Origin of the sequence: Levilactobacillus hammesii DSM 16381, assembly GCF_001434395.1 — a bacterium.
GTDB classification, from domain to species: domain Bacteria; phylum Bacillota; class Bacilli; order Lactobacillales; family Lactobacillaceae; genus Levilactobacillus; species Levilactobacillus hammesii.
The window spans coordinates 210,478-225,723 of record NZ_AZFS01000060.1 but is presented as its reverse complement, the minus strand read 5'-3'; the positions used below and the strand labels follow the sequence as shown (position 1 = coordinate 225,723).

At 49.4% G+C, this 15,246-nt stretch carries 11 protein-coding genes; 3 read left to right on the top strand and 8 right to left on the bottom strand.

Features of this window, described 5'->3' with window-relative positions; genetic code table 11:
• Nucleotides 1–289: 289 nt before the first annotated feature.
• Together FD28_RS08780 and FD28_RS08775 are read right to left on the bottom strand one after the other, a co-directional pair.
• Nucleotides 290–1,051: a GH25 family lysozyme gene (locus tag FD28_RS08780; RefSeq protein WP_057734667.1), complete on the bottom strand. Its 762-nt coding sequence runs from the start codon at nucleotides 1,049–1,051 to the stop codon at nucleotides 290–292.
• Nucleotides 1,052–1,198: 147 nt separating this feature from the next.
• Entirely contained in the window at nucleotides 1,199–2,011 is an 813-nt protein-coding gene (locus FD28_RS08775) for a MurR/RpiR family transcriptional regulator (RefSeq protein WP_211089303.1), read from the bottom strand.
• Between the two features lie 303 nt (nucleotides 2,012–2,314).
• Here FD28_RS08775 and gntK point away from each other — a divergent pair, with 303 nt between their 5' ends.
• The 3 genes from gntK to FD28_RS08760 all read left to right on the top strand — a co-directional run bounded on the left by gntK (nucleotide 2,315) and on the right by FD28_RS08760 (nucleotide 7,166).
• Nucleotides 2,315–3,865: a gluconokinase gene (gntK, locus tag FD28_RS08770; protein ID WP_057734645.1), complete on the top strand. Its 1,551-nt coding sequence runs from the start codon at nucleotides 2,315–2,317 to the stop codon at nucleotides 3,863–3,865.
• A gap of 165 nt (nucleotides 3,866–4,030) precedes the next feature.
• Nucleotides 4,031–5,389, top strand: a complete 1,359-nt coding sequence (locus FD28_RS08765; RefSeq protein ID WP_057734643.1) for a gluconate:H+ symporter — start codon at nucleotides 4,031–4,033, stop codon at nucleotides 5,387–5,389.
• 451 nt (nucleotides 5,390–5,840) lie between these two features.
• Nucleotides 5,841–7,166: an APC family permease gene (locus FD28_RS08760; RefSeq protein WP_268888935.1), complete on the top strand. Its 1,326-nt coding sequence runs from the start codon at nucleotides 5,841–5,843 to the stop codon at nucleotides 7,164–7,166.
• 278 nt (nucleotides 7,167–7,444) lie between these two features.
• On the opposite strand, the gene fucP is transcribed toward FD28_RS08760, so the two are convergent.
• The 6 genes from fucP to deoD all read right to left on the bottom strand — a co-directional run bounded on the left by fucP (nucleotide 7,445) and on the right by deoD (nucleotide 15,245).
• Nucleotides 7,445–8,800, bottom strand: coding sequence for an L-fucose:H+ symporter permease (gene fucP, locus FD28_RS08755; protein ID WP_057734639.1), 1,356 nt, complete (start codon nucleotides 8,798–8,800; stop codon nucleotides 7,445–7,447).
• Nucleotides 8,801–8,861: 61 nt separating this feature from the next.
• Nucleotides 8,862–9,257, bottom strand: coding sequence for a D-ribose pyranase (rbsD, locus tag FD28_RS08750; RefSeq protein WP_057734637.1), 396 nt, complete (start codon nucleotides 9,255–9,257; stop codon nucleotides 8,862–8,864).
• A gap of 366 nt (nucleotides 9,258–9,623) precedes the next feature.
• On the bottom strand, nucleotides 9,624–11,156 hold the full coding sequence (locus FD28_RS08745) for a gamma-glutamylcysteine synthetase (protein WP_057734635.1): 1,533 nt from the start codon (nucleotides 11,154–11,156) through the stop codon (nucleotides 9,624–9,626).
• 935 nt (nucleotides 11,157–12,091) lie between these two features.
• The gene (locus tag FD28_RS08735) at nucleotides 12,092–13,390 is read right to left on the bottom strand and encodes a pyrimidine-nucleoside phosphorylase (protein ID WP_057734631.1); all 1,299 of its coding nucleotides are present in this window, start codon (nucleotides 13,388–13,390) and stop codon (nucleotides 12,092–12,094) included.
• 32 nt (nucleotides 13,391–13,422) lie between these two features.
• Nucleotides 13,423–14,388, bottom strand: coding sequence for a sugar-binding transcriptional regulator (locus FD28_RS08730; protein WP_057734629.1), 966 nt, complete (start codon nucleotides 14,386–14,388; stop codon nucleotides 13,423–13,425).
• A 149-nt stretch (nucleotides 14,389–14,537) separates the two neighbouring features.
• Nucleotides 14,538–15,245, bottom strand: a complete 708-nt coding sequence (deoD, locus tag FD28_RS08725) for a purine-nucleoside phosphorylase (RefSeq protein WP_057734627.1) — start codon at nucleotides 15,243–15,245, stop codon at nucleotides 14,538–14,540.
• Between the last annotated feature and the right edge of the window lies 1 nt (nucleotide 15,246).

Here is a 15,246-nt window from a genome sequence, read left to right as displayed (position 1 = left end):
CGCAAGTGAATTGAACCTCTGAAGATCTCCTCATCAACAACCGTTGACAAAGAACCGTTTGTTGCGCTTAATCCGATAACAGAAATGACGCCAAGACCGGGCATAATCCCTGTTATCACGTCAATGCTCAGGGTAGTGTCTCTAACCCTATATAGCCGAAACGTGGAACAGAAGGCAGATCCCTGCGCTTAACCCCATAAGAAGAATAATCCAAACCCGGGATTTTCCGCCTTATGACGTTAATGCTCAGGATCTAAACGCCTTCTGTCTCACTCTTAGTATGTTTTCTTTATCGCGTAAACGCGTGCCACTCACGTCGGTCCCCGTTAAAGACGGATTTGGCGACCGGTAGATCCTGACCGTTTTGGGAAACCGTGCCGTTGGCGTCATATTCGATCAACTTGACCTGCTGAGCGTGTCCCGACAGCTTTCCCCCGGCGGTCCAATAATCCTGTTGGGGCAAGACCGGCCTGACAAATTGGGTCAGCACGGACTTGCTGGCAAAAACCACCACGCCCTGGTGATAATGACCACTCAGCAGGGTCACCAGCTGCTTGAGTTTTTGCCCCTGTGTGGCCATATCCGCGTTGCTACTATTATATTTACCATAGTAACTAACTGCCACCATAATTGGTAAGGTTCCCGTGTTTCGCTTAACTGTATTTTTAAAATGGTGATATTGACGTTGCGCCGTGGTGGTAAAGCTAAAGGTGTGGGCCACGCCAATCTGGATGTCAGCGCCTTGAGATCGCGAATAATTATCGCTAAAATCATCATCGGTATAGGTGGCACCAGACGTCGCCTGCAAGTACGCAAAGGTCTCGTGCTTTGCCAGTTGCTGAAAATCCAGGTAGCCACTGTCCTGATTGATCGTGACCCCCTTGATGGGATAGCTGGCCACCTGTGCCCGTTGATGGGCATCCCACTGGTACCAGCCCCAGCCGCCGCCAATGATGACCACCAACACGGTCAGCAGCCATAACCAACGACGATAACGGTGTCGGCGCCGAAACGTGTTGTCATATATGGGTTGATAGTCACGTCGTTTCACCGTCAATCACCGTTCTCCTTTACGCTAATTTTGCCCGTCACCGGGACGCCTCACTTGGATGAGTCGCCTCAGTAGTCGGTGACAACAAAGGCGGCACCCTCTTCGCATCATTTGCCAAGAGGTATGCCGTCTATTATACCATGACTCCTAAGAATCATAGCGAGTCTGTTCAATGACGTCTCGAACGCGGGTTAAGACCGGTTTAGTACGTGAAGAACTGCGCAAGACAGTCATCATAAAAAGACTATCCAGGATCGTCATTTGCGAAATCAACGAGTACATCCCTTCTGAACGGTACTTCACTTCGTCTGTCAGTGACAGGAAGGTGACTGCCGCGGCTTGGGCCAACTCGGAACCACTGTAGCTGGTAATCACGATGATGGCCACTCCGTTGCGTTTGAGCTCCCGTACAATCTCTAGGGTCTCATGATTCCGGCCAGAGTGAGAGATCACAATGGCACAGTCCTGCGCCGTCATCCGCGCCGCCTGCATGAGTTGAATGTCGTAGTCGGGATGGTAGGTCACATTCAGCGGTGTCCGGAGAAACTTGTGATAGCCATCCAGTGCCGCAACGGCCGAGCCACCCAGACCAAAGAACGCCACCGTTTTGGCGTTAATAATTTTAATAACGGCCCGTGCCAGGTCATCTTCGTTCAATGCTTCATTTGTCGCCCGTAAAGAATTTATGGAAAAACGAAAGGTTTTGTTCGCAATCGTGGCGAGTGAGTCCCCTTCGGCCAGTTCCGGAAAACTATTTTGTTGCGGCGTCATCTCGGCTGCGGTGTGGGCCAAAGCCATCGTAAATTCCCGATAGTTTGAGTAGTCCATCCGCTTGACGAAACGGGAAATGGTCGCGGTCGAAACCCCCGTGGCACTTGCTAATTCCTTAATCGTCATTTCGCTGACCACAGCTGGATTATCTAAGGCCAACTGGGCCACCTTTTTCTCCGTTCGAGACAACTGATCATACGTCCCCCGAATCTTTCCAATGGTTGAGCGTGCGATAGTCGCCGCCCCCTTCCAACAATTTTTAAAAGATTACCTTTTGTAAACATTTTACAACATTTCACTTGAAATGTGAAACTTCTTTTCATATAATGGGCGAGACGGAAATTTTACATCTGCACGGTGAAACCGACCGTTTGATAGCGTAGCTTGCGTTTTGCAAGCGTTGTCGTTGCGTTCTAGCGATCAATGCGTTATCGTTCAAAGCAGAATGATTTTTTTCATTTAAAACTGAGGCACCACGAAAGGAAGAGCACTATGGACTACATGATTGGGGTCGATATTGGAACGACCAGTGTCAAGACCGTTCTCTACGATACCGCTGGCAAGATGCAAGGTTATTCAAACAACCTGTATCCCCTCTACCAAGACGTCCCAGATATGGCCGAAGAAGATCCAGAAGAAATCTTCGCCGCCATCATTGATGGTATGACCACCGTTTTACGGAAGGCTGATTTGAAGAATGGCGACCTCCACGGCGTCTCGTTCTCCGCAGCCATGCATAGCTTGATTCTGTTAGACGAAAACCACAAGCCATTGACACGGGCCATTACTTGGGCAGATAACCGGGCCGTAAAATACGCTGATGAACTCCGTGAAAACGGCGTTGGTAAGCAACTTTACGAAAAGACCGGGACCCCGATTCACCCGATGACCCCCCTGAGCAAGCTGATCTGGCTGCGCAACGAACACGCTGACCTCTTCAAGCAAGCGCGTTGGTTCGTTGGGATCAAAGAATACGTGATTTACAAATTATTCGGTGTCTTACAAGAAGACTACTCGATTGCCAACGCAACGGGGCTCTTCAACATCTTCAACATGGACTGGGACGACCAAGCCCTAGAAGTTGCGGGCATTACCCGTGACCAATTGCCTAAGCTGGTTGACACCACTGACCAATTGACCGGCATGAAGGCGGACTACGCCGGCGTCATCGGCATGGACCCACAAACCCCATTTGTCATGGGAGCCTCCGATGGTCCTCTGGCCAACCTGGGGGTTAACGCCATCGATCCCGGTGTCGTTGCCGTCACGATCGGAACTTCCGGTGCCGTCCGGGTTGTCACTGACAAGCCTAAGATTGACCCTAAGGGCCGGGTCTTCTGTTACTACCTGTCCAAAGATCATTGGGTTGTCGGTGGTCCCGTTAACAACGGGGGAATCGTCTTCCGGTGGGTTCGTGATCAACTCTTCGCACCCGAAAAGCTGACTGCCGAACAGATGCACGTGGACTCCTACGACCTCTTAACGGAAATCGCCGAAAAGATTCCCGCCGGTTCCGATGGCCTGATCTTCCATCCCTTCCTGGGTGGCGAACGGGCCCCAATCTGGGATGCTAACGCCCGGGGTTCCTTCTTTGGTTTAACCCGGACGCACTCTCGGGCACACATGGTCCGAGCTGCATTGGAAGGAATTGTCTACAACCTCTACACGGTCATGTTGGCCTTGGAAGAAGTCGTTGGCAAGCCTTCCAGCATCCAAGCAACCGGTGGTTTCGCACGTTCTGCCCTTTGGCGGCAAATGCTCGCCGACATCTTCGAACAAGATGTGACGATTCCAGAGAGTCCTGAAGGAACGGCCTTAGGTGCCGCAACGTTAGGGATGTACGCCCTGGGAATGATCGATGACCTGTCCGTAGTCAAGAACTTTATTGGTGTGGCGAACGTTCACCATCCAAATCCTGACACCTACAGTGCCTACCGGGCCTTGGTTCCGATCTACATTCGCCTGAGTCGGCAACTGCAATCCGAATACAAGAATATTGCCGAATACCAACGGACTCACGTAAACGTTTCTGACAAGAAATAACTGAGCCCCTTAAGTTTTCAGAAAGTAAGCAAACTATCAAAAAATTTATGAAACATAATCGTGGCGATTCCAAAGTGAATCGGTTACAATTATGTTTGCTTACAGTGAAGAGCCGATGCTGATGCATCGGCTCTTCATAAATCTAAAAATGAAAGGGCTTACCTTATGGAACTTATAGCTTTAGTTATCGGGGTCATTTTTTTATTGGTTTTAATCATCAAGTTTAAAATCAATACTTTCGTCTCCCTGATCTTAACCTCCGTCCTCACGGCGATTCTGCTGGGGATGGATCTCACCAAAATTGCCACGACCATTGAGGCCGGGATTGGGAGCCAATTAGGCGAACTTTCCTTGGTCTTTGGATTTGGTGCCATGCTGGGTCGGTTAGTTGCCGACGCCGGTGGGGCCTACGTGATTGCAACCACTTTGATCGACAAATTCGGGAAGAAACGCCTGCAAATGGCCATCATGCTCGCTTCATTTATTCTGGGCATCGCGCTTTTCTTCGAAGTTGGGATGGTTCTCTTAATTCCAATCGTCTTTGCCATCGCTATCGAGGCTGATGTGCCCATTCTTTACTTGGGAATTTCCATGGCAGCCGCTCTGTCCGTTACCCACGGTTTCTTACCCCCTCACCCGGCACCCGTTGCCATCGCGGCTATTCTGAATGCCAACGATGGGAAGGTTCTGTTATTCGGACTGATCGTGGCCATTCCTTGTGCCATCGTGGCCGGGCCCATGTTTACCAAATTGGCCCAACGATACGCACCGGCCGCCTTTGAGCGTAAAGGAAACTTGTCTTCGTTAGGTGAAATCAAGACCTTTAAGCCATCCGAATCACCTAGTTTCGGCCTCTCCGTACTGACCTCCCTGTTCCCAGTTATCCTGATGGCCATCACGACCATCTACAAGATGACCGTCGACGGCGGCGCAACCCCCACCAAGAACGCCTCAATGCTCGACCAGATTGTGGCGTTGATTGGGGATCCCGCCATTGCCATGCTCATCTCACTGATTGTGGCCATGTTTACCATGGGTTGGGGTCGGAAGCGCAAGACCTCGGAGATTATGGCCTCCATTGAAAATGCCGTAAAGTCCATTGCCATGCTGCTCCTGGTTATCGGGGGTGGTGGTGCCTTCAAGCAAGTCCTCATTGACGGTGGTGTCGGTAAGGAAGTTGCCAAAATCTTTATTGATTCCAACATGTCACCCCTGATTTTGGGCTGGTTAGTCGCCGTGGTTTTGCGGGTCGCCTTAGGGTCCGCTACCGTGGCCGCATTGACCGCCGCTGGGATTGTTGCCCCACTGATGGCGCAGGCCGGCGTTGATCCCGCACTGATGGTTTTGGCTATCGGCGCTGGTTCCTTAGCCGCCTCTCACGTGAACGATGCCGGGTTCTGGATGTTCAGAGAATACTTCGACTTAACCGTTAAGCAAACGCTGAGTATCTGGACCGTCTTGGAAACCGTGATTTCCGTAGTCGGGATTCTGATTGTCCTGTTACTAAACATGGCCTTCCACTAGGGATACCAACGGCCAAAAATGAATTTATAAATTATCATCTATACCTGGAAATGATTGGCACACCAAACTATTGGTCTGCCAATCATTTTTTCGTGCACTCAGCCACCACCCCCTGTCAATATTGATAACTTTATATATGAGCCGATGCCGTTTGAGTTAGCTTGACTTCCCCGCCCTTATTAATAATTTCATGCTATAAAATACATTGCCTATGGCCAAGTAATCCGGCATAATGGGACTACTTTCCGTAAACCATCCATGTCTAAATTAACCGTGAAGCACATTATCCAATCTGTTGCTGTCTTATCTTCAGGTGACCAGTCCGGCACTCATATCGCCTTCAGATCTCTTCTCTGGTCCCAGAAAAAACTCCCCTAAACCCACACGAAGCAAGGGGTTCCGTGCTATAATGGTTAAATCTAAACATTTGAGAGAAAAAGGAGTCTTTACTTTGGCAAAGGAGTTACGCCGCGAAATCGGCACGTTTACCGCCCTCGCCACCGTCATGGGAACCGTCATCGGTGGTGGGGTCTTCTTCAAAACCGCTAGCGTGGTGGCCGCCAACCATTCCGCTAACATGACCTTAGTCGCTTGGCTATTAGGGGGGATTTTAACCATCTGTGCCGGTCTGACCAGCGCAGAGCTCGCTGCCGCCATTCCCCGTACCGGTGGTGCTATGCGCTACCTTGAGTACGCCTATGGCAAACCCGTGGGCTTCTTGATGGGTTGGGCGCAAATGTTGGTCTACTATCCGGCCAATATTGCGGCCCTGTCCATCATCTTTGGCGTCCAGTTTGTGAACCTCTTTCACCTGGACAACGCTTGGAAGCTCCCGATTGCCATCATCTGTGGACTGAGTATCACCGGTCTGAACTTTCTGGGTGCGCGCGTCGGTGGGCGCGTGCAATCAATTGCCTTAATCTTTAAGCTCATTCCCATCGCGGTCATTGTGATCTTTGGTCTCTTTGCCCCAGCACACACCACGATTCAATTCTGGCCAATTACCACGGGCGACCACATTGGCTTTGGTGGTGCCTTTGCTTCCAGTCTGCTGGCGACCATGTTTGCCTATGATGGCTGGATTAATATTGGCAACATCGCCGGTGAGATGAAGCATCCCGAGCGTGACTTACCCCGCGCCATCGTATTGGGATTGGCCTTAATCACCGTTGTTTACACGCTGATTAACCTGGTCTTCTTGCGAACCTTACCTATTGATTTGATCGCGGGTAACCAAAACGCGGCGGCTGATGCTGCCATGAAACTCTTTGGTCAATTTGGGGGTAAGCTAGTCACCATTGGGATTCTCATCTCCGTCTATGGGGCCATTAACGGCTACACCATGACGGGGATGCGGGTGCCCTACGCTTTGGCCACCGAAGATAGCCTGCCGCTGTCGAAATACTTTAGCCGTCTCTCACGCCGGACCTATGTCCCCTACTTTGCCGGGGTTGTCCAGTTTGGGATCGCCCTATTGATGATGCTGATGGGTAGCTTCGATATTCTGACTGACATGCTGGTCTTTGTCATGTGGCTATTCAACTGTCTCATCTTCATTGCTATCTTTGTCCTGCGTAAACGGGAACCCGAGTTGGTCCGGCCGTATAAGGTGCCTGGCTTCCCTCTGGTCCCGCTGATTGCCCTAGTTGGTGGGATCTTCATTGTGGTCACCACCCTGGTCACAGAAACTGGCCTAGCGGCAACAGGATTGGCGTTAACCTTAGTGGGTTTACCAATTTACTTTATTCACCAACGGCGCCGTGACAAGGCCCAGTAGCCCGTTTCATCCCTTAGACTTTAACAACCACCGTGAGTCGGTTATCCAAAACCGACTCACGGTTTTTTAGTGCTCTAAAAACGTGTGTCAGCCATTTTCTCCCGTGATGCAAAACTCCCCCAGTAATGGGCAGAAACGTTCTCATAAGCCCTATGAGGCCTAGTTCTGCCGCCAAGACATAGCCCAAGACGGGGTTCCCCGTACCATTTCTAATCCAACACAAAAAAAGCCAGTCGGCAGAGAGACCGACTGGCTTAAGTTAACTGATAGATTAAAAATTAGTGTTCTTGCATTTCTTCTGGGTGCTTCTTTTCGAAACGGTGTTCCAGGAAGAAGTACAACGTGATCAAGGCGTAGCAGAGCGTTGGGACAACGAATGAGAATTGCATTGAACCAGAAGCATCTGAAACCAAACCTTGGATGGCTGGGATAATAGCCCCACCGATCAAAGCCATAACGATGATGGCCCCACCAGTTTCCGTGTAACGCTTTTCATCGATAGCATCCAACGTGTGGGTGTAGATCGTTGGCCATTCTGGACCGAAGAAGAAGCTGGTCAAGATGGCTGAGTATACCGCGATCATGCTAGGAATCGTGAACGTTACGACTAAGGCCAACGTCCCTAACAGGGAGAACCAAGTCAAGACACCCGTGATTGAGAACTTACTCATGAAGACGTTAGCGACCAATTTACCCACGAACCAAGCAATGTAGCTGTAGATCATGAAGGTAGAAGCGGCACTATCCGTAATCTGATGGTTCAAGTTCAAAGCTAAACGAATCGTGAATGACCAAACCGTCGTCTGTAAACCAGCGTAGAAGAATTGTGTTAAAACACCCTTCATGTAACGCTTGTTGTGTGACAGGTACTTGATCGTTTCGCCTAAGCTAGGACGATCTTCAACGGCTTCATCGGAACCTTCAACCGTCTTAGTAGCCTTGGCACGAGGCATTGGTGATAAAGCAAAGATGACGAACATCACAATCAGCACAATCAAGATGTACTTGTATGGCCGTAAAGTCAGTTGCAGCATCTTTTCACCGTAAGCTAACCGTGCAGCACCGTGCATCGTGCTCATCTTGTTAGCCAAGTTGTCAACGGAACCGAAGATCAGGTACTTCCCAAGAACGATCCCCATGATGTCACCAAGTGGCACCAAGGTTTGTGAGAAGTTTAACCGCATCGTCGCGTTGGCTTTCGGTCCAAGCATCGAACTGTAAGTGTCACAAGAGGTTTCCAAGAAACTCAACCCAATGGCAATCGCGAAGATGGCAACTAAGAACATACTGTAAGTAGCCAAGTGAGAAGCTGGGAAGAACAACCCACAACCCACGATGTAGAAGATCAGCCCGGTCATAATAGCAAATTTATAACTGTTCTTTTTGATAATTAATGAGGCTGGAATGGCAATTAAGAAGTAACCACCGTAGAAGGCACTTTGAACGAAGGCCGTAGCGGCATCGTTCAACATGAAGACCGTCTTGAACTGGGTGATTAAGATATCATTTAAACTAGCGGCCGTCCCCCACAATGGGAAGATCAGAGACACTAAGATAAATTGGAATAGCGGGGTTTTGCTCAGATAGCCATCGGCCAGCTGAGTCCAACCGTGCTTCGATTCAACTGCTTGCATGGTAAAGACTCCTTTATAATGAATTGAGGTAAAACGTTTTATGAAGACTAATTAATTAAGCTTAAAAGGTAACGCCAGATTCAAGAATGATGTTAGAGAATGGCGTCATTTCACCAGTCCGAACGAAGGCGTGCGTTTGCGCTAAGTCCTTCTTCAATTGACTATGTGGCATGTATTCAATCTCAACATTAGGTAACAATTCCTTGATGGCAGCTAATTGTTCTGGGTTTTGCGTTTTGATTTCATCGGCCAAGTAGATTTTTTGAACTTCAAGTTCGGCCAAGATATTCTTCAAAACATCTTGAAAACTAGGTAATTGCTTAGTTAAGGCTAAGTCAATCTTCTTGGTTCCCATAGGAACGGGCATCCCCGCATCACCGATACTCAACCAATCCATGTGGCCCATGCCGGCAATTACCGTAGATAATTCGGAATTAATAACGGTCGTCTTTTTCATAAGATATTTCTCCTTTTTAACTAAATTGATCACTGGTACACGTGCAACCCTTTTCCAACTCTGTCAATTTTTCAAGGGACAACCCTTTGCATTTGACAAATTAGTTGACTAAAAATCGTATGTAAACCGTTTTACGTCAAGCGACATCGTTTACATTATCATAAAACTAAAAGGCTTTCAAGGGCCGATTGGCTATTTGTGAAGCAATTCATTTTCAGAAAGCGGCCAAAAAAAACCCCACGGATGATCCGTGAGGCCCCCATTCACGGGCAACGATGACCGCGAATGCTGAAATTTAGTAAGTGAAAACAATTTTCATGGATGACACAAAAATCTGCTATTTTATTTCCAAAAAAATTTTAAAATTTATTTTACGTCCCCATAATCTAGGGGTGCTGGTAAATCTGGCAGATCAGGAAATAACCGGCGCAAGAGTTCTTCTGGAACCTTTCCCTGCGTATCCCGCTCTTGCAGGACTTGGGTGATACCGTCGAAGGTAAACATAAACATATCCTCACCGTCTTCATCCCGCACCTGATAGAACTTAATCCCCAACTGTAAAGCCGTCATGATCAGGCGTTGCGTATCTTCGCGCAAGCGTGGCATCTTGGGCAACAGCTGTGGGGCCGCGATCCGATCATGGTACCACTGCCGGGCCACCCGCTGACCAAACTTCATCAGGCTTCCGTGCTCAAGGTGCGCCACCAGTTTAGCAGCCGGGGTCAACTCAGGGTGCATCAACACCTCTTCTAGATCATCGATAGCCCCCCACTGTTCATTGTGGGCGTTTAACTGGTCGGCCATGGCACGCATTTCCCGAAAGATCCGCTGACCGTTCGCCTGAAATTGCGTTGCTGCTAAAGGGTTCTCCAGAGCAACGGCCTGATTACGCTGTCGCCCGGTTGCCAATACTTCCAGGGCCCGATCCGCTGGCAGGGGCTGGGTCATCAGATAAATCATAAACATTTTCAAAAAGTATAACGCGTGACGGCTAATCCCATTGGGCGTCAGTGGCGTGTTATCAAAATCCCGTAGCTCCAGGTATTGAATGCCCCCGGTCAAAAAGTCCTTGGCATTGGCTTGTCCCTTTAACCGAACGGGCCCATAAAATTCATGTGCAGAGAAGTAAGTGCCCTCATCGATCATCCGCTGCAATTGCTTCAGATGACTTTCCAATGACGCATAGGTCACTTGTTCTTCCGGCCGATTGACAAAACCAAAGCGACTATTGCGAATACTACGAACCGGTTCGGCCAGCTCGCTAGGCATCGTTTCAAAAAAGCCCTTCTCCGCAATGGGACTGGCGCCGAACAAGTAGGTCAGCAACCACTGGTAGCGGACAAAGTTCTGGGCAATGCGGAAGTACAACGCATTCTTGAAGGCCACAATGGTTTCAAATTCCGCTGTGTAATGACTAAACAGCCGGTGAATGACGGGATCGGGAATACTGTAATTCACGTGTACCCCCGTCATACAGCCGTGCTGCAAGCCATACTTCTTAACCAAGTATTCACGATATGGCTTAACGGCCGGACGGTCAAAGTGGTCGGCCACAAATTGCAGATCCGTATCCGTCATCACGGGGGGCATACTCAGTGGCCAAATTCGATCATCACCCTCAAGCGTTCTGTAAGCAACCGTCTGCAACGTGTCTAACTGATCCAGCGTCCCCCCAATATTGGGATTAGGGTCCGTAATGACTTCCAGCTGACTCTCAGTAAAGTCGGTCTGAAAATACGGATGGAACGTCCGCGATCCAAAATTATGGGGATGCGGCCGTCGACTCAACTGGCCATGCTGATCAATGCGCTGTTCTTCGACTTCTAAGCCCACAAGGCTATGATAAAGCTGTTCTGATAAATTTTCTTCTTGAATAACCGCTAATAAATTGTCCAGCATGGCGGTAACATCCCCTGTCGTTCGAATGGTTTGACTATACCTAAATTCTAAACAAAAAGAGGGGCGCTGTCACTGATATTGTCTGCTTTTCAGCAAATAAAAATTGTTTGACCAATTCAATAAACTTTAGGCTAATTTTATATTTTTCTGGAAGCGTTCACTTTGAGGCAAGCACAACTTCAACCAAAAAGTATTCGTTTTATTATCTTTTCTTCCTATTAACTACTATCTCATTAACTAAGGGTTGAAAGATGAAACGCCTACCTTGTTCCAACATTGGTGAAGGATTCACGCCATTAAAGGACGCGCTCCGGCTGCCAGGGATTCCGCCTGCTGTGGGGACGCTTCAGCCTGGAAGAACACCAGTCTTCTCGCTCGCTTTGGAGCCACGAAGACCACGTGTCTCCAAAGTCGCCCGTGCTGTAAACTGGCTGAAAAAACGCCAGCTAACACCACTTTCACGGCTGGGGCCATCCCTGGCCTCCTCCGGCTCTGATTGTGTTTTATCACAACAACGGTTGGAAAAGTGGCGGCTTTGTGCTTTTTGGTCCAACGAATAACGACTATAACCGTCATTAAACCAGTCACCTAAGAATACTACGTAAGCCGACCGGTAAGGCGAAGAGACCGCCCTGTTGCCCAGTTATAGACCAACTTTCCATCTTCTAATAATAGAGTAATTGGAGTCTAACCAAACTTTAGTGAGACTAAATCCGGAAAAATTTCGTTAGTATTATTGAGAGGTCAAAAAGAAGCCAACGCCTCCGCGTCAGCTTCCTTCAAGTGTGTGTGGTTAAGTTATGCAAACGGAAAAATCTTGAATCTAATGGCTACAGTAGCCACCTGCCCTGTTTAAGCGAAGAGCCGTTTCAGCGCTCATCCAGAAACCAGCTCGTTCTCGCCCAATTCAGGCCAAGCACAAATGTGCAGGACGACTACCGCACCGTTTCGTGAATCAGCGTGAAGGGTTCCGCTGAATCGCTAATTTCAATATTAGCGTACAGCAGGTCCTTGATGTCATCCACGTTTTCACGATCACTGTAGATGGTTAATAAGGGTTCGCCGGCTTCAACCTTGTCGCCGACCTTCTTGTTCATCATGATCCCAACGGCGTAATCCAGTTTGTCGTCGGCCTTTTGACGGCCACCACCAAGCAGCATGCTGGCAACACCCATTTCATCAGCTTCGACACGGCTAACGACACCGCTAGTCTTGGCAGGTAATGGAATCTTGTAGGTTGCTTGTGGCATGATTTCTGGATGATCAATGACGCTGCGATCCCCGCCTTGAGCTTCGACCATGTCCCCGAACTTCTTCAGAGCAGAGCCGTCTTCAATGGTCTTTTCACACATGGCCCGTGCTTCATCCATACTATCTGTCTTACCGGACATGACGACCATGTAAGAACCTAAGGTCAGAACCAAGTCGGTAATATCGGCTGGCGCTTGGCCCTTCAACAGGTCGATGGATTCCTTGATTTCGAGGGCGTTCCCAATGGCATTCCCCAGAGGTTGATTCATATCGGAAATAATCGCCATGCAGTTCATGCCGACCCCTTTCCCGATACCAACCAAGGCTTTGGCCAACTCACGAGAATCATCGAGCGTCTTCATAAAGGCACCGGACCCCGTCTTCACGTCAATGACCAACGCATCCGTCCCAGAAGCAATCTTCTTACTCATAATGGAACTGGCAATCAGTGGAATGGAGTCCACCGTATCGGTCACATCCCGCAAGCCGTAGATCTTCTTATCGGCGGGCGCAATGTTACCCGTGGCCCCAACGATGGCCAGACCTTGGTTTTTCACTTGTTTGATAAAGTCAGCTTCACTGATTTCAACTTGGTAACCTGGAATCGCTTCCAATTTATCCAAAGTACCACCCGTATGACCCAGCCCACGGCCGGAAATCATGGGCACTGGAATGCCTAGTGCCGCAACGATTGGGGCCAACGGAATACTGGTCTTATCGCCGACACCACCCGTTGAGTGCTTATCTACTTTGAGCCCATCGATACTGGACAAGTCCAAATGGTCACCAGACTTCATCATGGCCATAGTCAGTTCAGAACGTTCTGCATCGGTCATGTCCTTGAAGTAAGTTGCCATTAAAAAGGCACTGGTTTGGTAATCAGGAATTTCACCGGAAACAACGCCGTCCACGAAAGTTTGGATTTCTTCCTTAGTCAGTTCGCCACCGTTACGTTTCTTATCAATAATGTCAACCATTCTCATGTTTCAGCCACTCCATTTCTAATTGGATGCCGTTACCGCGACTTCACCGCCGGGGTAACCTTCAGTAGTTGTGCTGCTGCGTGTTGATCAATAATCAGACAATTTGGGTAACCACCCAACAAAGCCGCTTTGACTGCCGGAATCTTGGCATCACCCGCTGCGACCAGAATGGAATGTTCCTTCTGGCGCAGATTATCCAGGTCAATGCCAATGGTCCGCTGGTTCAATTTAGGATCGACGACTTCACCATTTTCGTCGATGTAGCGGGAGAAGATATCCCCCACCGCGTGTGCCTGCAAGAAATCTTTCTCCTGATTCTGCAAGTACCCCAATTGAAAGACCAGGGCGGAACTCCGAACCGTCCCCACGGAATAAATCGCAATGTTGGCTTTTCTCCCCAACTCAAGGAGGTATTGAATGTGTCGCTCAGCTTCCACCAATTCCTTAGTTTGTTGGTGGTCAAAGATGACCGGCAACGGTAAGTATTGGGGCACCGCGTGGAAGGCGTTGGCAAAGGCGTCAATACTTTCATAGGCGTACGTGTGCTCCGTAGAATAGCTCACACTTCCTTTAAGTTGAATCACCTCGACACCGGTTAACGTATCGGGCTGTAGATTCGAGCCAATGGCATAGATGGTTTTCCCCCAACCGATCCCGATAATGTCGTGTTCTGTCACGATTTCTTCGAGATAGTGTGCCGCGTACTGACCGACCGTGTTGAGCAGCTCGCTGGCCGCAGTTAATTGGGTCGGGACCACGTGAACTTCCACGCGGTAGGCACGCGTCAGGGCCTGTTCCAACGTTTGAACATCCTGAACTGGATCCACGATTTGAATCCGGACCAGGCCCTGCTCTCTGGCAAACTGTAATAGCCGGGAAACGGTTGGCCGGGAAATTCCCAACTGATGGGCAATCTGGCTTTGACTCTGATCTGACTGGTAGTACATCTTGGCAACGGCCAAACTCTGCGCTAACCGTTGATCTGTCGTCTCCGCCATAAGTGTTGCCCTCCTTCTTGTCCTTAAATCTTGCGATGCGGAAACTGGCAGTCACGCCGGTGCTCGCCACGATTAAATCGTCGCTAACCCGGATGCTGCCAGTCGCCACCCACTTTTATTTGTAAATTGACACGCCGATCATGAGGAACCTAATCAGCGATTGCGGCCTCTAATGCCACCTTGATCATGTCATTAAAGGATGTTTCCCGTTCTTCAGGACTAGTGGATTCACCGGTAACCAAGTGATTACTAATGGTCAGAACAGACAAGGCCTTCACGTGATACTTCGCAGCAATCAAGAAGAGTGCCGCCGATTCCATTTCCGTCGCAATCACGCCGTAGTCCACCAGCTTCTGCCGGTCCATTTCGTCGTTGTAGAAACGGTCTTCAGCGAGGATGTTCCCCACCTTAACCGGAATCTGCATGTCCTTAGCCGCGTGGTAAGCCGCATCCAGCAGACCAAAGTCACTCAACGTTGCGTAATAGATACCGCCGCCAAACGTATTGTGAATGATGGCTGAGTCCGTCGTTGAGCCTTGTGCCAAGACCACGTCGCGGACGTGAACGTCGGGGCTCATCCCACCGGCCGTCCCTACCCGGAACAACTTCTTAGCGCCGTAGTCGTTGATTAACTCATGGGCGTAAATCGAGATGGATGGAATCCCCATCCCAGTTCCTTGAACGGAGATTCGGTGGCCCTTGTACGTTCCCGTGTACCCAAAGGCATTACGAACCTTGTTATAACAAACCGGATTTTCCAAGAAATTTTCTGCGATGTACTTGGCCCGTAATGGGTCCCCTGGCATTAAGACAGTGTCGGCGATATCGCCCATTTTTGCTTCCAAATGGTTACTCATG